This window comes from Burkholderia sp. WP9 (assembly GCF_900104795.1).
In the GTDB taxonomy this organism is placed as follows: Bacteria; Pseudomonadota; Gammaproteobacteria; order Burkholderiales; family Burkholderiaceae; genus Paraburkholderia.
Window position 1 is genome coordinate 4,502,090 of record NZ_FNTG01000001.1, and the last position, 21,956, is coordinate 4,524,045.

The 21,956-nt window shown below is 63.2% G+C and carries 18 protein-coding genes; 10 read left to right on the forward strand and 8 right to left on the reverse strand.

Features of this window, described 5'->3' with window-relative positions:
• Nucleotides 1-397: 397 nt before the first annotated feature.
• A complete protein-coding gene (gene murJ, locus BLW71_RS20110) occupies nucleotides 398-1,948 on the forward strand; it encodes a murein biosynthesis integral membrane protein MurJ (RefSeq protein ID WP_091799571.1) in 1,551 nt (516 codons plus the stop codon).
• 5 nt (nucleotides 1,949-1,953) lie between these two features.
• Nucleotides 1,954-2,796, forward strand: coding sequence for a SirB1 family protein (locus BLW71_RS20115; RefSeq protein ID WP_091801044.1), 843 nt, complete (start codon nucleotides 1,954-1,956; stop codon nucleotides 2,794-2,796).
• A gap of 118 nt (nucleotides 2,797-2,914) precedes the next feature.
• On the opposite strand, the gene BLW71_RS20120 is transcribed toward BLW71_RS20115, so the two are convergent.
• From BLW71_RS20120 to lpxK, 5 genes are all read right to left on the reverse strand, one after another.
• Complete coding sequence (locus BLW71_RS20120) at nucleotides 2,915-3,673, reverse strand: 3-hydroxyacyl-CoA dehydrogenase (RefSeq protein WP_091799574.1); 759 nt, start codon at nucleotides 3,671-3,673, stop codon at nucleotides 2,915-2,917.
• A 233-nt stretch (nucleotides 3,674-3,906) separates the two neighbouring features.
• Nucleotides 3,907-4,572 (reverse strand): adenylate kinase, encoded by a 666-nt coding sequence (adk, locus tag BLW71_RS20125; protein ID WP_091799577.1) that lies wholly within the window; start codon nucleotides 4,570-4,572, stop codon nucleotides 3,907-3,909.
• Nucleotides 4,573-4,784: 212 nt separating this feature from the next.
• Complete coding sequence (kdsB, locus tag BLW71_RS20130; RefSeq protein ID WP_091799580.1) at nucleotides 4,785-5,585, reverse strand: 3-deoxy-manno-octulosonate cytidylyltransferase; 801 nt, start codon at nucleotides 5,583-5,585, stop codon at nucleotides 4,785-4,787.
• A gap of 161 nt (nucleotides 5,586-5,746) precedes the next feature.
• Nucleotides 5,747-5,950 carry a Trm112 family protein gene (locus tag BLW71_RS20135; protein ID WP_007180583.1) on the reverse strand — a complete coding sequence of 68 codons (204 nt, stop codon included), beginning with the start codon at nucleotides 5,948-5,950 and terminating at the stop codon, nucleotides 5,747-5,749.
• A complete protein-coding gene (gene lpxK, locus BLW71_RS20140) occupies nucleotides 5,931-6,947 on the reverse strand; it encodes a tetraacyldisaccharide 4'-kinase (RefSeq protein ID WP_091799583.1) in 1,017 nt (338 codons plus the stop codon). The genes BLW71_RS20135 and lpxK overlap by 20 nt, the downstream gene beginning before the upstream one ends.
• Before the next feature lie 560 nt (nucleotides 6,948-7,507).
• Here lpxK and xseA point away from each other — a divergent pair.
• From xseA to BLW71_RS20175, 7 genes are all read left to right on the forward strand, one after another.
• Nucleotides 7,508-8,887 (forward strand): exodeoxyribonuclease VII large subunit, encoded by a 1,380-nt coding sequence (xseA, locus tag BLW71_RS20145; protein WP_091799586.1) that lies wholly within the window; start codon nucleotides 7,508-7,510, stop codon nucleotides 8,885-8,887.
• Between the two features lie 220 nt (nucleotides 8,888-9,107).
• Nucleotides 9,108-9,686, forward strand: a complete 579-nt coding sequence (sodB, locus tag BLW71_RS20150; protein ID WP_091799589.1) for a superoxide dismutase [Fe] — start codon at nucleotides 9,108-9,110, stop codon at nucleotides 9,684-9,686.
• A 300-nt stretch (nucleotides 9,687-9,986) separates the two neighbouring features.
• Nucleotides 9,987-10,325 (forward strand): DUF190 domain-containing protein, encoded by a 339-nt coding sequence (locus tag BLW71_RS20155; protein WP_091799591.1) that lies wholly within the window; start codon nucleotides 9,987-9,989, stop codon nucleotides 10,323-10,325.
• Nucleotides 10,326-10,470: 145 nt separating this feature from the next.
• Nucleotides 10,471-10,839, forward strand: coding sequence for a DUF190 domain-containing protein (locus BLW71_RS20160; protein WP_091799594.1), 369 nt, complete (start codon nucleotides 10,471-10,473; stop codon nucleotides 10,837-10,839).
• Between the two features lie 638 nt (nucleotides 10,840-11,477).
• Entirely contained in the window at nucleotides 11,478-13,742 is a 2,265-nt protein-coding gene (gene katG, locus BLW71_RS20165; RefSeq protein ID WP_091799598.1) for a catalase/peroxidase HPI, read from the forward strand.
• A 228-nt stretch (nucleotides 13,743-13,970) separates the two neighbouring features.
• Entirely contained in the window at nucleotides 13,971-14,528 is a 558-nt protein-coding gene (locus BLW71_RS20170; protein ID WP_091799601.1) for a glycine zipper family protein, read from the forward strand.
• 260 nt (nucleotides 14,529-14,788) lie between these two features.
• Complete coding sequence (locus BLW71_RS20175; protein WP_091799604.1) at nucleotides 14,789-16,627, forward strand: pyrrolo-quinoline quinone; 1,839 nt, start codon at nucleotides 14,789-14,791, stop codon at nucleotides 16,625-16,627.
• Nucleotides 16,628-16,970: 343 nt separating this feature from the next.
• On the opposite strand, the gene BLW71_RS20180 is transcribed toward BLW71_RS20175, so the two are convergent.
• Both BLW71_RS20180 and clpP read right to left on the reverse strand, forming a co-directional pair.
• On the reverse strand, nucleotides 16,971-18,407 hold the full coding sequence (locus tag BLW71_RS20180) for an NYN domain-containing protein (protein ID WP_091799609.1): 1,437 nt from the start codon (nucleotides 18,405-18,407) through the stop codon (nucleotides 16,971-16,973).
• 257 nt (nucleotides 18,408-18,664) lie between these two features.
• Nucleotides 18,665-19,312: an ATP-dependent Clp endopeptidase proteolytic subunit ClpP gene (clpP, locus tag BLW71_RS20185; protein ID WP_091799612.1), complete on the reverse strand. Its 648-nt coding sequence runs from the start codon at nucleotides 19,310-19,312 to the stop codon at nucleotides 18,665-18,667.
• A 248-nt stretch (nucleotides 19,313-19,560) separates the two neighbouring features.
• Between clpP and BLW71_RS20190 the strand changes: the two genes are divergently transcribed.
• Nucleotides 19,561-20,535 (forward strand): sigma-70 family RNA polymerase sigma factor, encoded by a 975-nt coding sequence (locus BLW71_RS20190; protein ID WP_091799615.1) that lies wholly within the window; start codon nucleotides 19,561-19,563, stop codon nucleotides 20,533-20,535.
• Here BLW71_RS20190 and BLW71_RS20195 read toward each other — a convergent pair.
• The gene (locus BLW71_RS20195) at nucleotides 20,491-21,765 is read right to left on the reverse strand and encodes an EAL domain-containing protein (RefSeq protein WP_091801047.1); all 1,275 of its coding nucleotides are present in this window, start codon (nucleotides 21,763-21,765) and stop codon (nucleotides 20,491-20,493) included. The genes BLW71_RS20190 and BLW71_RS20195 overlap by 45 nt on opposite strands.
• Nucleotides 21,766-21,956: the final 191 nt, after the last annotated feature.

Here is a 21,956-nt window from a genome sequence, read left to right on the forward strand (position 1 = left end):
GGCCTGTGTTTTCGGGCTATTCGAGGATGTTCGCAGGTGGCGTGTCGCCGGCCGCGACCTCGTCTGGAAGTAGACCGAAAGTTGAGCGAGCTTCGAAACCGGCGATTATAGCAACAAAATCAGGCACGTGGCAACGGGAAAGCGCTACGAAGTCCTGCCGCCCCGTGGCGTAAAGCCTGGCACCCGGCTGGCGGCGATGCCGGGGCCGCCGCCCGAAGTCTGGCCGGAGTCCGCCTGGAAGTGGGCTGCGGGGATGTCCGACAGGACGCCGCCGCGCGGGCGGGCCACAAAAAACGCGCCAATCCGCCTGTCGGATCGAACGTCTGCGCGGCAAATCGGTCCGAATCGCGTTCCGGCTCGTCGTCCGCACTTGCGGCACCCGTATAATAAGCGCCCCATGAATCTATTCCGAGCCCTGCTGACGGTCAGCGGCTTCACGCTGCTGTCGCGCGTGACCGGACTGGCCCGCGAAACGCTGATCGCACGCGCGTTCGGTGCCAGTCAATACACTGACGCGTTCTACGTCGCCTTCCGCATTCCGAACCTGCTGCGCCGCATCTCCGCTGAAGGCGCGTTCTCGCAGGCCTTCGTGCCGATCCTCGCCGAGTTCAAGAATCAGCAAGGCCATGACGCCACCAAGGCACTGGTCGACGCCACGTCGACGGTGCTCGCCTGGGCGCTCGCCGTCCTCTCGCTGATCGGCGTGGTCGGCGCGTCGGGCGTGGTGTTCATCGTCGCCTCGGGCCTCGCGCACGAGGGCCAGGCGTACGCGCTCGCGGTCACCATGACGCGCATCATGTTCCCGTACATCATTTTCATTTCGCTGACGTCGCTGGCGTCGGGCGTGCTGAATACGTACAAGAACTTCTCGCTGCCCGCATTCGCGCCGGTTCTGCTGAACGTCGCGTTCATCGTCGCCGCCGTGTTCGTCGCGCCGCGCCTGCAAACGCCGGTCTATGCGCTCGCGTGGGCGGTGATCGCGGGCGGCGTGCTGCAGTTCGTCGTGCAACTGCCGGGTCTGAAGAAGATCGACATGATTCCGCGCATCGGCCTGAATCCGGTGAAGGCGCTCGCGCATCGCGGCGTGAAGCGCGTGCTGTCCAAGATGGTGCCCGCGATGTTCGCCGTCTCGGTCGCGCAGATCAGCCTGATCATCAACACGAATATCGCGTCGCGCATCGGCCCGGGGGCGGTGTCCTGGATCAACTACGCCGACCGGCTGATGGAGTTCCCGACCGCGCTGCTGGGTGTCGCGCTCGGCACGATCCTGCTGCCGAGCCTCTCGAAGGCGCACGTCGACGCCGATCCGCATGAGTATTCGTCGCTGCTCGATTGGGGCTTGCGCGTCACCTTTCTGCTCGCCGCGCCGAGCGCCGTCGCGCTGTTTTTCTTCGCAGAGCCGCTGACCGCCACGCTGTTCCACTACGGCAAGTTCGACGGCAACTCGGTGGTGATGACCTCCCGCGCGCTGTCCGCGTACGGCGTCGGGCTGATCGGCCTCATTCTCATCAAGATCCTCGCGCCGGGTTTCTACGCCAAGCAGGACATCAAGACGCCGGTGAAGATCGGTGTCGGCGTGTTGATTCTCACGCAGTTGAGCAACTATCTGTTCGTGCCGATTTTCGCTCATGCAGGTTTGACGCTGAGCGTCGGGCTCGGCGCTTGCGGTAATGCGCTGCTGCTGTTTCTCGGCCTGCGCAAACGCGGCATCTATACGCCGTCGAGCGGCTGGCTGAAATTCTTCGTGCAGTTGCTCGGCGCCTGCCTGGTGCTGGCTGGCGCGATGCACTGGCTGGCGATCAGCTTTGACTGGATCGGCTTGCATAGCCGGCCGGTCGACCGCATGGCGTTGCTCGCAGCGTGCCTCGTTCTGTTCGCCGCGCTATATTTCGGTATGCTTTGGCTGATGGGCTTCAAGTACGCGTATTTCAAAAGGCGAGCGAAGTGATCACGATGACGCGAGTTCTCGACTATTTCAGCACGCTGGTTGCCGAAGACGACAGTCTTCCGTTGACCGAGGCGGCGCTCTCGCTCGCGCAGGATGCTTATCCCGACCTCGATCTGCAAGCCACGCTCGCCGAGATCGACGAGCTGGTGGTGCGTCTGCAGCGGCGCATGCCGGACGACGCCGACATCAAGCAGAAAGTCGGCATTCTGAACCGGTTCTTCTTTCGCGAGCTGGGTTTCGCCAGCAATCTCAACGACTATTACGACCCGGACAACAGCCATCTGAACGCGGTGCTCAAGCGGCGCCGCGGCATTCCGATTTCGCTGGCCGTGCTGTATCTGGAGATGGCTGAGCAGATCGGCGTTCCGGCGCGCGGCGTGTCTTTTCCCGGCCACTTCCTGTTGCGCGTGACCACGCCCGACGGCGACGTGATGCTCGATCCGACCAGCGGACATTCGCTGTCCGAGTCGGAGATGGTGGAGATGCTGGAGCCTTATGTCGCGTCGGCGGGCGAATCGGTGAGCAGGGCGCTGCGCATGCTGCTGCAACCGGCCACGCGCCGCGAGATCATCGCCCGCATGCTGCGCAACCTGAAGTCCACGTATCTTCAGACGGAACGCTGGCAGCGTTTGCTGGCGGTGCAGCAGCGTCTCGTGATCCTGCTGCCGGAGAGTATCGAAGAAGTGCGCGACCGCGGCTTCGCGTATGCACGGCTCGATTACCTGCGCCCCGCGCTCGAAGACCTGGAGCGTTATCTCGGCGACCGGCCGGATGCCGAAGACGCGACCGTGGTCGAGTCGCAATTGCACGAACTGCGTCAGCGCACCCAGCACAACGATCGCGACTAGGCAGTGCGCAGTGGGGGTAGCGCCCGCTGGTACGGCTCAAAACAAAACGCCTGCATACATTCGTATGCAGGCGTTTTTCATTGACGCGCCCCTTTCAGACGGCACGCCGCATGGACGCTCACTTCGGCTGCATGCGGATCGCGCCGTCCAGGCGGATCACTTCACCATTGAGCATCGGGTTGTCGAAGATCTGCTTGGCCAGCATCGCGTACTCCGCCGGTTTGCCGAGACGCGGTGGGAACGGCACCATCGCGCCGAGGGCGTCCTGCACTTCCTGCGGCATGCCGAGCAGCATGGGCGTTTCGAAAATGCCCGGCGCAATGGTCATCACGCGGATTGCGTTGCGCGACAGGTCACGGGCAATGGGCAGCGTCATGCCGACCACGCCGCTCTTGGACGCGGCATAAGCCGCCTGGCCGATCTGGCCATCGTAGGCGGCCACCGACGCCGTATTGATGATCACGCCACGCTCGCCATTCGCATTCGGCTCGTTCTTCGACATGGCTGCGGCGGCAAGCCGGATCATGTTGAACGTGCCGATCAGGTTGATCGAGATGGTGCGCGCGAACGAATCGAGCGGATGGGGGCCGTCCTTGCCGACCGTTTTGATGGCAGGCGCGACACCCGCGCAATTGACGAGGCCGCGCAGCGTGCCGAGTTTGGTGGCGGCATCGACGGCTTGCGTGGCGTCGTCTTCGCGGCTGACGTCGCATTTGACGAAGACACCGCCGAGTTCCCTGGCGAGCGCCTCGCCGGCCTCCACATTCAGGTCGGCGAGCACCACCTTGCCGCCATTTTGGACGAGCAGGCGCGCCGTGGCTGCGCCCAAGCCTGACGCACCGCCGGTGATCAGGAACACATTGTCACGAATCTCCATGTCTTCTCCTTTGCTACGGTTCAGTAGTGTCTAGATCGAATATTTTCTCGATGATCGATTGTAACGACTATGCTGCAACGCGGAAAGCGCGACGGGCTGAAAGCAAACCATTATGGATGGCTAAGTAATGCGAGGTGCGGCGCGCAGAGAACGGGCACTGCATCCGCGCAATGCAATAAAAAACCCGCCGGCAAGGGCGGGTCCTATTGAAACAAACGCAAACGAAAATGCGCTTATTTCAATGCCTCGAATGCGCGTTCACGAATTTCCTCGACGCTGCCGAGCCCCGAAATGCGGCGATACTGCGGCGCCTTCAACGAGGTCGACGAATCGCCGTTCTTCGCCCAGGTGTTGTAGTACTCGATCAACGGCTTGGTTTGCGCCTCGTACACTTCCAGACGCTTCTTGACCGTTTCTTCCTTGTCGTCGTCGCGCTGGATCAGCGGTTCGCCTGTTACGTCGTCCACGCCTTCCACTTTCGGCGGATTGAACTTGACGTGATACGTACGGCCCGACGCGGCGTGCGAACGGCGACCGCTCATACGCAAGATGATCTCGTCGAACGGCACGTCGATCTCCAGCACGTAGTCGATCGCGACGCCGGCCTGCTTCATCGCCTCGGCTTGCGGGATGGTGCGCGGAAAACCGTCGAACAGGTAGCCGTTCGCGCAGTCGGCCTGCTGCAGACGTTCCTTCACCAGGTTGATGATCAACTCGTCCGTGACCAGTTCGCCGGCATCCATGAAGCGCTTCGCTTCGAGGCCGAGCGGCGTGCCTGCCTTGACGGCCGCACGCAGCATGTCGCCGGTGGAAATTTGCGGAATGCCGAACTTTTCCTTGATGAAGGTCGCCTGAGTGCCCTTACCCGCGCCGGGCGCACCCAATAGGATCAAACGCATGTGCTATCTCCAGATCTATGTGAATTCTTTGGTGGCGCTGCAGCCGTCCCACGATGTCTCGAAGGGCTCCGCGTCGGCGCCGGTACGAGTCTCGCGCTGCACGTTAAAGAAACGGCGCTGCAGGACCGCAACGGCGCGACCGGGCAAACCCTGAACCTCGTTTGTCTCGGGAGGCGCGCACAACCGTCCGATTATGCCATGGGTTTTTGCGCTCAAGACCCGAATAAAGCCTGCACGCGCGCGAGATCGGCGGGCGTGTCGACGCCGGGCAGCGGCACGTCGTGGGTGACGAGCACCGCGATCCGCTCGCCATGCCACATCGCGCGCAGTTGTTCGAGCGCTTCGACCTGTTCGATCGGCGAGATCGCGAGGCTCGGGTAGGTGCGCAGGAATTGCGCGCGATACGCGTACAGGCCGATATGCCGATGAACCACCGCGGGCGCGGGCGGAGTGGGCATCGACGCGACATTGGGCCAGTGCGGCTGATACGCGTCGCGTGCCCAGGGAATCGGCGCGCGCGAGAAGTACAGCGCGATACCGCGCGCGTCGAGCACGACCTTGACGACGTTCGGGTTGAAAATTTCGGCGGGGTCGGTGATCGGGTGGGCAGCAGTGGCGATCGCGCAACCACTGCTCGCCGCAAGGTGCGACGCCACGCCGCACACGAGTGCTGGATCGATCAGCGGCTCGTCGCCCTGTACGTTGACCACGATCGTGTCGTCGCTCCAGCCGAATTGCGCCGCGACTTCCGCGAGGCGGTCCGTGCCGGACGGATGGTCCGCGCGCGTCAACACGGCTTCGAAGCCGTGATCGCGGGCGGCGTCGAGCACCGCTTGCGCGTCCGAGGCGACCAGCACCTGCTGCGCGCCCGATTCGCGCGCGCGTTCCGCGACCCGCACCACCATCGGCTTGCCGCCGATATCGGCGAGCGGCTTGTTGGGCAGACGCGTCGAGGCGAGCCGGGCCGGGACGACGGCGATGAACGGAGGCGTGGTGGTGTTGGCGTGGGTCATCGGCAGGACAGGCGCAGAGACGGGCGGAACGGCGGGCGGCGATGAAACCGCGGGAAGGTGGCCGCGCAAACTGCAAGGGCGCGGACCGGAAAGACGGCGGATGCGGATCGAAACACAAGGGGCGCCGGCATGGCGGCCGCCCGGTGCGAGTCGGCCCGGCTTCAGGCCACGGAACCCGGATTCAGATCGACCGGCGTGCCTTCCACGGTTTGCCGCGCTTCGTCGACGAGCATGACGGGAATCCCGTCGCGGATCGGATAGGCGAGCTTGTCCGCGTTGCAGATCAGTTCCTGCGCGGCGCGGTCGTAGCTGAGCGGGCCCTTGCAGATCGGGCAGACGAGAATTTCAAGCAGGCGAGCGTCCACGGACTTTCTCCACAACTAATGCGATGAGGCGATGATCGAGCGCGGCTTCGACCGGGACTACCCAGATGCGCGCGTCGTGCCAGGACCCTAATTTTACCGCATCCTTTTCTGTTATCAGGATGGCGTCGGCGTCCACGTCGGTAAAAGGATTGCGTTCGAACGCGTAATGATCCGGCAACGCGCGGGTGGCCGGCGTCAGGCCGGCGGCGCGCAGCGTGGCGAAAAACCGCTCCGGCGCGCCGATGCCGGCCGCGGCCAGCACGCGATCGCCGCTGAATTGCGCGAGCGGTCGGCGCAACGCGGGATTGTCCAGATGCCACGCGTCGCCGGGCGTGAGTTTCAACGCGAAGGTGTTCGGCCACGCGGGCAGCGTGCGCGCGTAAGGATCATTGACGAGCGTCGCATCGCGGCGGCGCGACAAGGGCTCGCGCAGCGGGCCGGCCGGCAGCAGAAAACCATTGCCGCCGAGCCGGTGATCGAACACGACCAGTTCGGCGTCGCGTTCGAGCCGGTAATGCTGCAAGCCGTCATCGCTCACGATCACGTCGACTTCGCGGTGCGCGGCGCACAGCGCCTGCGCGGCCGCCACGCGATCCGGACAGACCCAGACCGGCGCGCCGGTACGGCGGGCGATCAGCAGCGGCTCGTCGCCGCCCACGCTCGCCGCCGATGCGGGCGTGACCCGTGTCGGGCTCGTCACGCGCGCGCCGTAACCGCGCGACACCACACCGGGCTTGAAGCCCGCGGCGCGTAACGCTTCGACGAGCGCGATCACCGTGGGCGTCTTGCCGGTGCCCCCGACGGTCACATTGCCGACCACCACCACGGGCACACCGACGCGAACCGATTTCAACCAGCCGAACGAAAAGGCGGCGCGGCGCGCGGCGGCGATCGCGCCGAACACGCAGGCGAACGGCGTCAGCGCCCATGCAAGCGGGCCACGCTGCTGCCATTCGCGCGCGAGGCGTGCTTCGAGACGGTTGTGAATTTCGCTCATGGGCGGGTCGCACGGACGAACGGCGCGCCGTCCGTCGGAAAGCGCCGGGACGGCGGCATGAAGGAGCTAGGCGCAAAACGCGGGGCAAGCATCAACGCGGTTCTCCGGACTGTCGAGAATGAGGCCAAAGGCGAAACAGGGGCGGCACAGGGCGAGGGCGCCGCAATGCCGGACGCCGCGAGGACGTTCGGCATGCCGTCGAACCCGCCACTCTAGCGCGCGTGCGTCCCGCCCGGCAAGTCGCCTGCGGGGCGGCGCGCGTCGAAACGACCCTGACGATGTCGGGCACCGCCTGTGGATAACTTTGTGGAGAACCTGCCATCCGATGAGCGGAGAGTGCCGGTCCGCGCGCTCGTGATCGGTAATCATTCTCTTTGGTGAGATGTAAACGCCATATAAATCAACGACATGCTTTGAATTCATGCGCTTGCGCGGGCAGTCTGGCGGGATTCGTCTGGCAGGTCCCGCCATGTGGACACTTTTAACAATTCGAGCGCCACGCTGGACGGCGATGGCCGCTCGGTCTATCGTCTGTCCGGCCAGCCACCCCTATTCCTCGCATGAATCCCGAAAGCCCTTTTTCCTCGTCGGCCGCGCCCGGCGGTGAAGTCGTCGTTCCCGTCTCGGCGCTTAATCGCGCGATCGGCACGATGCTCGAACGCTCGTTTCCGCTCGTCTGGGTCGCCGGCGAAGTGTCCAACTTCACCCGCGCCGCAAGCGGCCATTGGTATTTCTCGATCAAGGACGCGCAGGCGCAGATGCGTTGCGTGATGTTCCGCGGGCGGGCGCAATACGCCGAATTCACGCCACGCGAAGGCGATCGCATCGAAGTGCGCGCGCTGGTGACGATGTACGAGCCGCGCGGCGAACTGCAATTGAATGTGGAAGCGGTGCGGCGCACGGGGCAGGGGCGTCTTTACGAAGCGTTCCTCCGGCTGAAAGCGCAGCTCGAAGCCGAGGGTCTCTTTGCCGCCGAGCGAAAACGCGCGTTGCCGCCTCATCCGCGCGCGATCGGCATTGTCACGTCGTTGCAGGCCGCGGCTTTGCGCGATGTCCTGACCACGCTGTCGCGCCGCGCGCCGCACATTCCGGTGATCGTCTATCCGGCGCCGGTGCAGGGTGTGGGCGTGAGCGCCAAGCTCGCCGCCATGGTCGATGCCGCCAACGCAAGGCGCGAAGTCGATGTGCTGATCGTCTGCCGTGGCGGCGGCTCGATCGAAGACCTGTGGGCGTTCAACGAAGAAGTCCTCGCGCGCGCGATTGCGGAAAGCGCCATTCCGGTGGTGAGCGGAGTCGGTCACGAAACCGATTTCACGATTGCCGATTTTGCCGCCGACGTGCGCGCACCGACACCGACCGGCGCCGCCGAACTGGTGAGTCCGCAGCGCGTGCTGCTGCTGCGTGAGCTCGACCATCGCCACGCGACGCTCGCCCGCGGCTTCGGCCGCATGATGGAGCGGCGCGCCCAGCAACTCGACTGGCTCGCGCGCCGGCTGGTGTCGCCGGCCGAACGTCTTGCGCGGCAGCGCACGCATGTGCAGCAGTTGAGCGTGAGGCTCGCATCGGCGGGCACGCGCCCGGTGCGTGACGCACGAGCGCGGTTTTCGCTGCTACAGATGCGCTGGCAGCGCTGGCGTCCGGATCTCGCGGGGCATCAGGCCAAGCTCGGCAATCTCTCGCAGCGTCTGGACGCGGCTTTGTTACGCCAGCATGAACGTCAGACCGCGCGCATCGACACGCTTGCCGCGCGTCTCGAAGTGCTCAGTCCGCAGCGTACGCTCGAGCGTGGTTATGCTGCCGTCCTCGACGCCCAGAGCGGGCGCGCGGTGCGCGCGCCGTCGTCGTTGAAGCCGGGGCGGCGTTTGACGGTGCATCTCGCGGAAGGCAGCGCGGACATTGCGCTCGCGGATGTGCAGCCGCGCCTGACGGACGGTTTCTGACACTTCGCCGACGGTGTGAGCGGACGTCCTTTTTGACGATGGCAACGATCGGGCACACCGTGTGCGAAGGCATTAATCACGCTATGTGTGCGGCATGTTCGCCGATGCCGGACATAAAGTCCGTTGGTTTGCGGGGTTTTTCCAACTCGCCTACAATCGAGTGCTCTAAAGCGTTATCCGCAGACTCCCCCACAACAGATACAGACAGAAGGAAAGCACCATGGAACATACGCTCCCGCCGCTGCCGTTCGCGAAAAACGCACTCGCTCCGAACATGTCGGAAGAGACGCTCGAGTTTCACTACGGCAAGCATCACCAGACCTATGTGACCAACCTGAACAATCTGATCAAGGGCACGGAGTTCGAGAACCTGTCGCTCGAGGAAATCGTCAAGAAGGCATCGGGCGGCGTGTTCAACAACGCGGCTCAAGTGTGGAACCACACGTTCTTCTGGAACAGCCTGTCGCCGCAAGGTGGCGGTGCTCCGACCGGCGCGCTCGCTGACGCGATCAACGCCAAGTGGGGTTCGTTCGAGAAGTTCAAGGAAGAGTTCGCCAAGACCGCAGTCGGCACGTTCGGCTCGGGTTGGGCATGGCTCGTGAAGAAGGCTGACGGTTCGCTCGACCTGGTGTCGACGAGCAACGCCGCCACGCCGCTGACCACCGACGCGAAAGCACTGCTGACGATCGACGTGTGGGAACACGCTTACTACATCGACTACCGCAATGCGCGTCCGAAGTTCGTCGAAGCGTACTGGAACATCGTCAATTGGGAATTCGCGTCGAAGAACTTCGCGTGAGTTTGCGGTTGAGCAAAGGTTGATGCGGTCTGCCGCAATAAGCTTTGCAAACTGTCGCCAATATGAAAGCCCTCCGCGAGAGGGCTTTTTTGTGCCCGCGATTCGTTTTACACAATTGGTTCACACGATTCATTTCACAAGGCATTCGAGCGAGGCGGTTGCTCGGGGGTAGTATGAGTGTCGAGAGAATCGAAGGTTGAAGTCTGCGAGTCTCCTCGATCAGGAAGTCGTAGCCTGTCGCGGCCTTCTGCGCGAAACGACAATTCATGCATGCATCATGGAGCCCAATCGGAGTTCCTCATGAAAGGCAGTCAACTGACGCTGTTTGCAGCCAACCAGAGCCACCGCAAGAGCCACATGACCATCGTCGACTGGATTCTCGACAGGACGAAGGCTGCCGGCATCGAGGGTGCGACAGTGATCGAAGTGAGCGAAAGCATCGACGCGCACGGCAAGTACCACGCGGCGCGGTTTTTCGAATTGGTCGACCAACCGGTGGTCGTCACGGTGGCGGCGGCGGATGATCGCATCGACGCACTACTCGATAGCCTGCGGCATGGCGGTGTTCATCTCTTCTACACGCGTTGTCCCATCGAATACGAAGTGCTTGGCGCAGACGCACAGGAGGGTGGCGAGTAGCGTCCGCGTTTATGCCGATGTTCGGCAGAGACCCCGGTCGCCCCCGCAGGCGCGACAGTGCCGGGCACGCTCGTGTGTCGTGTGGGCGATAGACTAGAATGAATCAAGCTGGGCGCGACCCCGCGTCCGGCAGCGGAGAGGCACGATGAACGGCTATCAACTGACGTTCTATACGGAACACAACCGGAAGCACGGCCATCAGACCGTATGCGAATGGCTGTTGCATGAGGTGCGCCAACTCGGGATCGGCGGCGCGACCGTCATCAATTGTGCCGAAGGGATCGGCCACGCCGGTTCGCGTCACGCGGCGCATATGCTCAAACTCGACGATCAGCCGGTTCAGATCATTCTTGCCGTGACGGAAGCGGAAGCGCAGCAGCTTCTCGATATTGTGCGCGCCGAAAACGTGCACGTTTTCTACATGCGTTTTCCGATCGAATTCGGTGTGATCGGCGACGACGCCCCGCACAAAGCGTCAAAGCATTTTTCCCTGTTTGGTCGTTCGGCGGGCTAGCAGGAACACGGGCCTTGCGTGTGTTTGTGCTTCGATAACGTATCGGATGCCTAATCAATACTCAGGCTGATTCTCCAGGCTTCAATGCAATCCACGCGGTTTGCCATGCGCGATGGCTCGCGAGGGGCGCGAGCGATTGCCGAGCATCCAGACACACTTCGCGTTGCCCGGAAGGAACGATTCTCTTTGATTGGGCGAGCGGTCATGTCGTCGGCCCGACCGATACATGATGCGGGAGTGCCGTTTCCGGAGGCGTTGTCTTATCGGTGCTGCCGCGCAGTGTGCTCATTGCGGCCGGGGCGTTTTCCATCCTGGCACCGAGCAAACGCCTTTCCGGTGGCCACGTTATAGTCACGACCTATCAATACCATTGCAGGAAACGCTTTCTATTGCGAGAAACTCTCACGTATATTTTAGTTCCCAACAGATCTGAAACGGTGAGCCATTCTCGTCCAATTGCACGCCACGATAGCCCGCGTCGCAGCACGGCCACGTGCCGCGGGTGATCAGCCGCGGTAGGTCAGAAAGCGCGCACCACGAGGTTTCAGGCAGACCCGCCAGCGCCGGATCGTCGTCGCGCCTGGCGGTCTGACGCCACAGTAGAACATCCCGGTTTACGTCTCCCAAGGAGGTAACGCATGTCAAGCGAAGCAAAGTGCCCGTTCAATCATGCCGCCGGCGGCGGCACCACGAACCGTGACTGGTGGCCGAAGCAGTTGCGGCTGGATCTGCTCAGCCAGCACTCCGGCAAGTCGAACCCGTTGGACAGCAGCTTCAACTATGCCGAGGCGTTCAAGAGCCTCGACCTGGCGGCAGTGAAGAAGGACCTTGCGGCATTGATGACCAACTCGCAGGATTGGTGGCCCGCGGACTTCGGCCACTACGGCCCGCTGTTCATCCGCATGGCGTGGCACAGCGCGGGCACCTATCGAATCGGCGACGGCCGCGGCGGCGCAGGGCGCGGCCAGCAACGGTTCGCGCCGCTCAACAGCTGGCCTGACAACGTCAGCCTGGATAAGGCTCGCCGCCTGCTTTGGCCGATCAAGCAAAAGTACGGGCAGAAGATTTCCTGGGCCGACCTGTTGATTCTCACCGGCAACGTCGCGCTCGAAACCATGGGCTTCAAGACGTTCGGTTTCGCGGGTGGTCGCGAGGACACGTGGGAGCCGGACCAGGACGTCTACTGGGGCAATGAAAAGACCTGGCTCGGTGGCGACGTCCGCTATGGCAAAGGCGCAGCCGGCGACAACGACGACGGTGGCGTGATCGTCGCTGACGAAGAAAAGCACGGCGAAGAGGTGAGCCGCGACACCAGCGGGCGAAACCTGGAAAATCCGCTGGGTGCGGTGCAGATGGGCCTCATCTATGTGAACCCGGAAGGTCCCGACGGCAATCCGGATCCGCTCGCCGCGGCACACGACATTCGCGAAACCTTCGCGCGCATGGCCATGAACGACGAAGAGACCGTCGCGCTGATCGCCGGCGGTCACACGTTCGGCAAGACGCATGGCGCAGGTCCGGCCGACAACGTCGGCCCTGAACCCGAGGCCGCCGATCTCGAGAACCAGGGGCTTGGGTGGAAGAACAGCTTCGGCACGGGCAAGGGCGGCGACACGATCACCAGCGGTCTGGAAGTGACCTGGACCACCACGCCGACCAGGTGGGGCAACGGATTCTTCGAAAACCTCTTCAAGTACGAATGGGAGTTGACCAAAAGCCCCGCCGGCGCGCATCAGTGGGTCGCCAAGGATGCCGGCGAAACGATCCCGCATGCTCACGATCCCTCGAAGAAGCTGCGCCCGACGATGCTCACCACGGACCTCTCGCTGCGCTTCGATCCCGCCTACGAGAAGATTTCGCGGCGTTTCCTGGAGAACCCGGACCAGCTCGCCGATGCGTTCGCTCGTGCCTGGTTCAAGCTGACTCACCGCGACATGGGGCCGCACGCCCGCTATCTCGGACCGGAAGTGCCGGCCGAAAAACTGATCTGGCAGGACCCGATTCCGGAGGTCGACCATCCGCTGGTGAACGAGCAGGACATCGCCTCGCTCAAGCAGAAGATTCTCGCGTCGGGACTGTCGGTCTCGCAACTGGCGTCGACGGCATGGGCGTCGGCCTCCACGTTCCGCGGCTCGGACAAGCGTGGCGGCGCCAACGGTGCACGCATTCGCCTCGCGCCGCAGAAAGACTGGGCGGTGAATCAGCCTGAGCAACTGGCGAAGGTGCTGAAAGTTCTCGAAGGCATCCAGAGCGAGTTCAACGCCGCGCAAACTGGCGGCAAGAAGATTTCGCTGGCCGACCTGATCGTGCTGGCCGGTGGCGCCGCCGTCGAGCAGGCTGCGAAGAGCGCCGGTCATCAGGTGAGCGTGCCTTTCACGCCGGGCCGCATGGACGCCTCGCAGGAGCAGACCGACGTGCAATCCGTCGCGGCGCTCGAACCGCTTGCCGATGGCTTTCGCAACTACCTGAAGGCCAAGTACCGCGCCCCGGCGGAAGCGTTGCTGATCGACAAGGCGCAATTGCTGACGTTGACCGCGCCGGAGATGACGGTGCTGATCGGCGGCTTGCGCGCGTTGAATGTTCACGCGGGGCAGGATTCGCACGGCGTATTCACCCACAGGCCAGAGACGCTGTCCAATGACTTCTTCCGTAACCTGCTCGATATGGGTACGGAGTGGAAGCCGCTGTCCTCCGCCCGTGATGTGTTCGAGGGGCGTGATCGCAAGACCGGCGAGCTCAAATGGACGGGCACGCGCGTCGACCTGGTCTTTGGTTCGCATGCCCAACTGCGAGCGCTGTGCGAAGTCTATGCAAGCGAAGACGCACAGGAAAAATTCATCCGCGACTTCGTTGCAGCCTGGGCCAAAGTGATGGATCTCGACCGCTTCGACATCGCCCGATAGGTCGAATCGCCCCGTCAGCTCAGTTCCTCTGACGGGGCCTTTTGACGCATGTGGCGAGCCAGATCATCTTTGTCACAGTTGGTAACGGCAATCAGGCGCTCAAAGCGTTTTCAGCCTGTCGGCGGCGCATCTCGATATACGCGGTAAAAATACGGTAACTATCTCGTAAACAAGGCGCACGCAAATTGGCCTACCGTATGTTTCTCTCATGACGAAACGTGCGCCCCCATGATCTCAAGTCTTAAATCGATACGCGTCGCGCTGCCTGCGGGCGCGGTCGCTCTGGCGCTCCTTGGCGGCTGTGCGGTAGTGCCGCCGAGCGGTCCTTCCATTGTCGCGCTGCCGCGCAGCGGCGAGCCGCTCAATCAGTTCCAGCAGGACGACTATAGTTGCCGCGACTACGCCTACCATTCGTCTGACGCGGCCGGCGCGGCGCAGAGTTCGACCACGAACAGCGTCAATAGCGCTGCGGTGGGCACGCTGGGCGGTGCCGCGGTCGGCGCGCTCATCGGCGCGGCGGCGGGCAATGCGGGCGCGGGCGCGGCCATTGGCGCAGGCAGCGGCTTGCTGCTCGGCGGCGCGGCCGGCGCAAACGGCGCACAGTATTCGGCCAACAGCATGCAGGCGCGGTACGACGCAGCGTACGCGCAGTGCATGACGTCGAAGGGCAACACGATCGCGCAGCCGCAGATGCCGGTCTATGCGCCGCAGCCGGTATATGTTGCTCCGCCGCCCCGCTACTACGGGCCGCCGCCGGTAATGTATGCCCCTTATCCGTACTACTGATCGAGTTCCGTCCAGCGCCTGCTGCAGCCAGGCCGCGTTCCCCTCAGGTATTGCCATGTATGGCGGCGAGAGGCGAAACGATGGCGGCAAACACCTTTGCAAACAGCGTACGGTTAATCCACCGTAAGGGCAACCAACGCATTCAACGATCGGAAGACGCACGTGGCGAACTCCTCTCTTACGGCACGCGACGTGATTCTCCACGCACACCGTTCGTTGTGCGGAGCTGACCGTCGCATCGTTCAGGAGACGAGGCGAATATGCGAATCTCGCAAGCTGGCGTTGAGACGTCCGTGCTGGGCGTATGGTCCCGCCGAGGGACAGTGGCGGCGCTGATCGCCGTTGCCACTTGTTTCGTTTCGTGCGGTGGCGGTGGTGGCGGCGGCGCGCCCGCTACGGCTTCGGGGGCAGCGGGTGGAAGTGGTAGCGGATCGGCAAGCGGCTCGGGTTCGGGCAGTACGGGCACCAGTGGCACCGGGACCAGCGGCACCGGTTCCGGAATGAGTAGCACCGGCACTGGCTCGACCACCAGCGCCGGAACGGGCACAGGCACTGGAACGAGCAGTACGGGCGCTACTGCGGCGGCAGCGGCGGCCTACGCCACCGACGTCCTCATGCATCACAACGATCTCGGCCGTACCGGTCAGATGCTCGCCGAGACTACGCTCACGCCGGCGAACGTCAATTCGACAAACTTCGGCAAAGTCGCGTTTCTTGCAGCAGACGGCAAGGTCGACGCTCAGCCGCTTTTCGTCACGAACCTGCCGATCGGCGGTGCATCGCGCGACGTGGTGTACGTGGTCACCGAACACAACAGCGTCTACGCCTATGACGCCACATCGTTCGTGCAACTGTGGAAGGTCTCGTTGACCGGCAGCGGCGAAACGTCCAGCGACGACCGCGGTTGCCAGGACATCACCCCGGAGATTGGCATTACGTCGACGCCGGTCATCGACCGCAGTCGCGGCACGAATGGCGTGCTGTATGCCGTGGCTATGACGAAAGACAGTGGCGGGGGCATCCATCACCGGCTGCACGCGCTCGATCTGACGACCGGCGCTGAAGTGCTGGGCGGCCCGACGGAGATTTCGGCAACTTACCCGGGTAACGGCGCGGGCAGCATTAACGGCGTGATTACCTTCAACCCTTCGTTGCACACGGAACGCGCGGCGCTCACGCTGGTTGGCGGCAACATCTACATGGGCTGGACCGCGCACTGCATGTCGGGCGCATACACCGGCTGGCTGATGGCGTATAGCGCCGACACGCTGAAACAGACCAGTGCGCTCAACATCACGCCGAACGGCAGTCAGGGCTCGATCTGGATGGCCGGCTCCGGCATGGCGTCGGACGGCACGTCGCTCTACGTCGTGGACGGCAACGGTACGTTCGGCACCACGCTCAATGCACAGGGCTTTCCTGTCGATGGCGACCTCGGCAATTCGATGATGAAGCTCTCCTTGGGCAACCTGCAGGTGACCGATTACTTCGCGATGTCCAACGTGGTCGAGGAAGCGGGCACGGACAACGATTTCGGCTCGGGCGGCGCGATGGTGTTGCCGGACCAGACGACAGCGGGCGGGGTGGTCAAACATCTCGCGGTGGCGGCCGGCAAGGACAACCACATTTACGTCGTCGATCGTGATGCGATGGGCAAATTCAGCCCGAGCGCCAACAACATCTGGCAGGAGTTGATCGGCACTCTGGCGGGCGGCATCTGGGGATCGCCGGCTTACTACAACGGTGTGGTCTATTACGGCGGTCTGAACGATAACCTGAAGGCGTTGCCGGTCGCGGGGGCGTTCCTCGCGACGACCGCCGCGTCGAAGAGTCCGACTACCTTTGCTTATCCGGGTGCGACGCCGGCCGTGTCGGCGAACGGTGCGAGCAACGGCATCGTCTGGGCGGCGGAAAACGGCACGACGGGCGCATTACACGCTTACAACGCGGGTAATCTTGCCGTCGAGTTGTACAACAGCAATCAGGCCAGCACGCGCGACCAATGGGGCGCGGGCAACAAATTCATCACGCCGATGATCGCGCGCGGCAAGGTGTACGTGGGCGCGACCAATGGCGTGGCGGTGTTCGGGTTGCTGTGAGCGGAAGAGGGGCTTACATGGGGCGGCGCGGCGTGGTTGCGGTCGAGCTTGCTCGCATGGGCGGCGAGACGTAGCGTCGGCGGTTAGCCGTTTGTGACGGTTCGGGGCGCGTGAGAAAGAGCCCTGTTCGGTTTCGGCAAACTGAACTGCACCCCAAAAGTTGAACTCCCACCCAACGATTAGTGATGCAGTTCAAACACGGCCTACTGCTTGATGCGGGGTTCACTCACGTTGCGACGCATCACGCCGTGTGCGGGGTACGTCCCGCCCGTTCAGGGCGAAGTCCTTCATTTTCCCGTTGGACCCACTTCAAACCGGCGCGCAGCGCGCCGGTTTGCAACGCTCATTGCGTGTCGCTCGTCGCAGCAGACTTGCGCGGACGACGACTACGCGCCGCGGTTTTGCGTGCGGTCTTTCTTGCTGGCGCTGACGCTTCTTCCGCTGTGGCGGCAGGGGCCACCGTTTCGGCAGGGGCTGCAATCTCCGGAATATCTTCAATGCTTCTCGGCGCAGCCTTCTTTGGTTTTTTCGCGGCCGTCTTGCGGGGGGCGCGCTCTTTACGGCGCGTGGGTTGCTTGTCGCCTGCATGCGGCTCGTTGGCTCCGCTGTCAACGCCGCCTGTCTCTTCAGCCGTCGAAGTTTCCGCCGACGCTATCGGCGCTTCCGGTAGTTCAAAAATGAACTCGCTGTTCTTCGGCGTATGCGCGGGCAGGTCTTCCGTTTGAGCCTGTGCGCCGGCGAGGTGTTCGACAGCAATACGCTCTTCATGCACGGCTTCCTGCTGGCCGCGGCCCGCCTTGCGATTGCCTCGCCCACGACGGCGTGACTCGTGTTTGCCGCCCGACTCGGCGCTCACGACTTCGGCCACCTGCGCTTCATACAACTGTTCCGCCGACTCGGAAGCTTCGGTGGTTTCGCTCGCATTTTCGCCCGCGAGGTTCGCGGCCGTACTGCGATACACATATGCGCCCGACTTCTCGTCGCGGCCGAATTCGAGCAGCCCGCGAGCATGCGCCTCTTCCAGCAGATTGCCGAAGGCGCGAAAACCGTAGTACGTTTCGTTGAAATCCGGCTTGCGGCGTTTGATCGCGTTCTTCAGCACCGACGCCCAGATCTTGCCGCTGTCTCCGCGCTCCGACGCAAGCGCGTCGAACGTTTGCACAGCAATTTCGACCGCCTTGGTACGGCGTTTTTCGAGGTCTTCCTTGTTGCGAGTTTTTTCTTCGTCAGGCGCGCGTTTGGCCGCCGGCTGGGTGGCGTGTGGCGGACGCGACGACTCGCGTTTGGCGACCGTGCGCTGACTCTCTCGCACGAGGTCATCGTAAAAAAAGAACTCGTCGCAGTTCGCGACCAGCAGATCCGACGTGGATTGCTGCACACCGACGCCGATCACCTGCTTGGCGTTTTCACGCAGCTTCGACACCAGCGGCGAGAAGTCGGAGTCGCCGCTGATGATGACGAACGTGTTGACGTGAGACTTTGTGTAGCAAAGGTCGAGCGCGTCCACGACGAGCCGGATGTCAGCGGAATTCTTGCCCGATTGGCGCACGTGCGGAATTTCGATCAATTCGAAATTGGCCTCGTGCATCGCGCCTTTAAAACTTTTGTAGCGGTCCCAGTCGCAGTACGCCTTCTTCACGACGATGCTGCCCTTGAGCAGCAGCCGTTCGAGCACCAGCTTGATATCGAACTTGTCGTATTTCGCATCGCGCACGCCAAGCGCGACGTTTTCGAAGTCGCAGAATAGCGCCATGCTGACGGTTTCGTTGGATGACGCCATGTATATCTCCATTGAAGCGATCGTCAAATTCGACGAATCGCGACCATGATAGCGATTCCAGCGGAGGTGATCAGCTTTTGTGTTCCACTCGCACCGATGCGGGCGGTGCGAACCCGCACCGGCCCACGCTCCTTGCGACGTTTTCCAGGAGCTTTTTCAGCGCGGTTTACGCTGCGGCACGCGCAGTGCCGATACGGTTCGGCGCAGCGGCCCGACACGGCGCGATGGCTCGACCACCGGACCACGGGACCACCGCACTAGCGTTCGTGTAAAAGCGACGCGGTAGAAAGCGCCGCGCGCGTTTCCAGCACCTCGTCGACGAGACCATAAGTCCGGGCCGCATGTGCCGACATAAAGTTGTCGCGGTCGGTGTCGCGCGCGATTTCCTCGATGCTGCGCCCGGTGCGCTCAGCCATTATGGTATTCAGGCGCCCTCGCAAATAAAGCACCTCCTTCGCCTGAATTTCGACGTCTGCGGCCGTGCCTTGGCTTCCGCCGGACGGCTGGTGAATCATGATGCGCGCGTTCGGCAACGCATACCGCTTCCCACGCTGGCCGGCGGTGAGAAGGAAGGTTCCCATGCTCGCGGCGAAGCCCGTGCATAAAGTGGATACCTCCGGTTTGATGAACTGCATGGTGTCGTAGATCGCGAGGCCGTCGTACACGGAACCGCCCGGCGAATTGATGTAAAAAGAAATATCCTTGTCGGGATTCTCGGATTCCAGAAACAGCAGTTGCGCGACGATTACGCTGGCCGACTGCTCGTTCACGGGCCCGACCAGAAACACGATGCGCTCGCGCAGCAGACGCGAATAAATGTCATAAGCGCGCTCGCCGCGGCCGGATTGTTCGATCACGGTTGGCACGAGGCCAAGGCCGGTGATGGCTGGATAGCTGGAATGCATGTCGACCTCGTTTATGCCGCGTGGGTGACGGCGGGTGTAGGAACGCCAGCGCATTCATTGCGCGGGTTGTTGTCCCTATGACGGCGCGGCAATGGGCGACGTGACAGAAATTTTTTTACGCGAAGCTGTCACATCGTTCGATGCCCAGCCGTCAAGATGAAAAGAATGACGTTGTTGGCGCGCGCCCGGACAAGTTCGCAGGCAGCGCGCCGCGCGCTTTACACCACGCACGAACTGGAGGTCTATATATGACGGAACAAGCAATCGAGAAGGCATCCAGTTTCGAGGCCGCGCGTGCCCGCCTGTTTGCGCTGGCCTACCGAATGCTCGGCAGCCGCGCCGAAGCAGAAGACGTGGTGCAAGACGTGGGATTGAAATGGCACCTCGCGGACACGCAAGACGTGCAGACACCTGTTGCCTGGCTCACCACGATCACCACGCGCGCGGCGATCGACCGGCTGCGGCACGTGCAGCGCGAACGCGCGTCGCAAACCGCGGGCTGGTTGCCGGAACCGTGGCTCGACGAGGTCGCGCCCTCGGCAGAGGAATTGGCTTTGCGTGCAGCGGAGATGTCGTATGGCGTGATGCTGCTCCTCGAGCGGCTCAAGCCTGACGAACGAGCGGCGTTCGTGCTGCACGAAGCCTTCGACTGCGACTATGCGGAGATCGCGGCCATTCTCGAGCGCACGCCGGCCGCCTGCCGGCAGATCGTCCATCGGGCCAAGGCGCGTTTGCAACGGGCGGGTGCCCCGGTTGAGCGGCCTGATCCGGCCGCGCATGCACAGATCGTGGAGCGCTTGCGCGCGGCGCTGGAGGCGCAGGATCGAGCCGGCCTGTTGCGGCTCTTTGGCGACGCGCCGGAGGTCTTCAGCGACGCGCCGGTCGGCACCTCGGAACCGGCAGTGGCAGGGTGGATGGACACGGTAACGTCGCTCGTCGAGCGTGCGAGCAACGCCGAGACGGTGTCGGTCTCGGGCACATTGTGTGTCGCTCTGTTCTTCGAGGGCGAGGTCGTGGGGGTCCTCGACGTGTCCACGAATAGCCTTGCGGACGGCTCCACAAGAATCATCGCCATGCGCGTGGTGACGAGCGCGGCGCGCTTGCGCGCCATTAACCGCATGCTAGGCCGCGCAGCGGTCAGGCAACTGCTTGCGCGGATCCAGCAGACCGCTGTGGCCTCAATTTCGGTGGGCCGCGACTTCCCAGTTGATGTCCACGCATAGCACCTGTGTACCAGTCGGCGTGTGCGCGGCGATCGAGGCAGTCACGCACAGGTGAGCTTCGTTGATCGACAGGTAGGGAGGCGTGAGATGCACCTGACCGGGCATGCGCATCGCCTGGATAAAGTACGGCCGGCGCTCCCAACTCGCGCCTTCCGAATGCAGCAGCGGGCGGAAGCGCTTGGCGCGTTGCGAGGCGCGCCCCGGCGGCAGCACGTTGTCGCCGATCTGCCGGCCCGATCCGTCCAGCACGAAGCAGCGTGCCGTCTCGCCGAGCGTGAGGAGTGAGGCGGTGGCTTGCGCAACGGACTCGCCGGCCACCAGTTGCGCGGCTGCGGTTTCGAGCGCGGTAACGTACGGTGCGAGCCGCGCGGATTGTGCGCGCTCACGCGCGCCAACCCGTTCACGTAGCGCTGCGGAGAGCGAGTCCATCAAGCCGGCCGCCGCTTGCGGTTTGACCGGCTCGACGCTCGGACCAGCGAAGAATGCGCCTTGCACGAAGTCCACGTTGCATTCGAGCGCGATCAACGCGTCGCGTTCGGTGCTCAGGCCGCCCATCAGCACCAGTTGCCCGGATTCGTGCAGCAGCGAGACGAGGCCTGGCAGCACGCGCTCAATGTGCGAGTGTTCGCTGGCTTGCGCGAGAATGCAGCGGTCGAGCGTGACGATGTCCGGCCGCAGATTCCACACGCGGTCAATGTTCGAATGCTTCGCGCCAAAACCGTCGAGCGCGATCAGAAAGCCGGATTTACGCAGCGCATCAATGATTTCGGCAAAGCGCGTGGTTTCGCCGCCCGCTTGTTCTGAAACTTCCAGCACCACGCGCTGCGGCGGCAGGCCGAGCGCCTTGAGGCCGGCAAGCAGCGCGTCGCCGTAACTGGTGTCCATCAGCGCGGCCGGGTGCAGGCTCAGAAAGAGCCATTCGTCGTGGCTGTCGAACGCGTTGAAGTTGCCTAGATGCAGGGATTCTGCGAGCCGCCCGAGTTCGAGCAGATCGCCGCGCCGCGCGGCCTGTGTGAACACCTCGTGCGACGGCACTTGCAACCCGTGTTCGTCCCGGGCGCGCAGCGACGCGTGATAACCGATCGCGCGCCGGTGCGACACGGAGAAAACCGGCTGGAACACGCTGAAAACAGTGTAGCCGCCGTACAGAACGGTGCGCCGGGAACCCTCATCGCCGGCCATTGGGCGCGGCGGCTGGAAACCGGGAGGATCGAGTTCGATCATGCTCATCATGTCAGTCGTGTGGGGTGGCGGCGCGCCTGCATGCTCGACATGAGTCCGCACGCGCAAAGCGTCAGTTTACAGGATAGGCGAGCAAGAACTATGCGCGTCTGGAAACACAGCACGCATGCCCGACTGTCACACTCAGATAAGACGATTGTGCGCCAGCGCGGGCGCGAACGCGACGATTCGCACTTCGC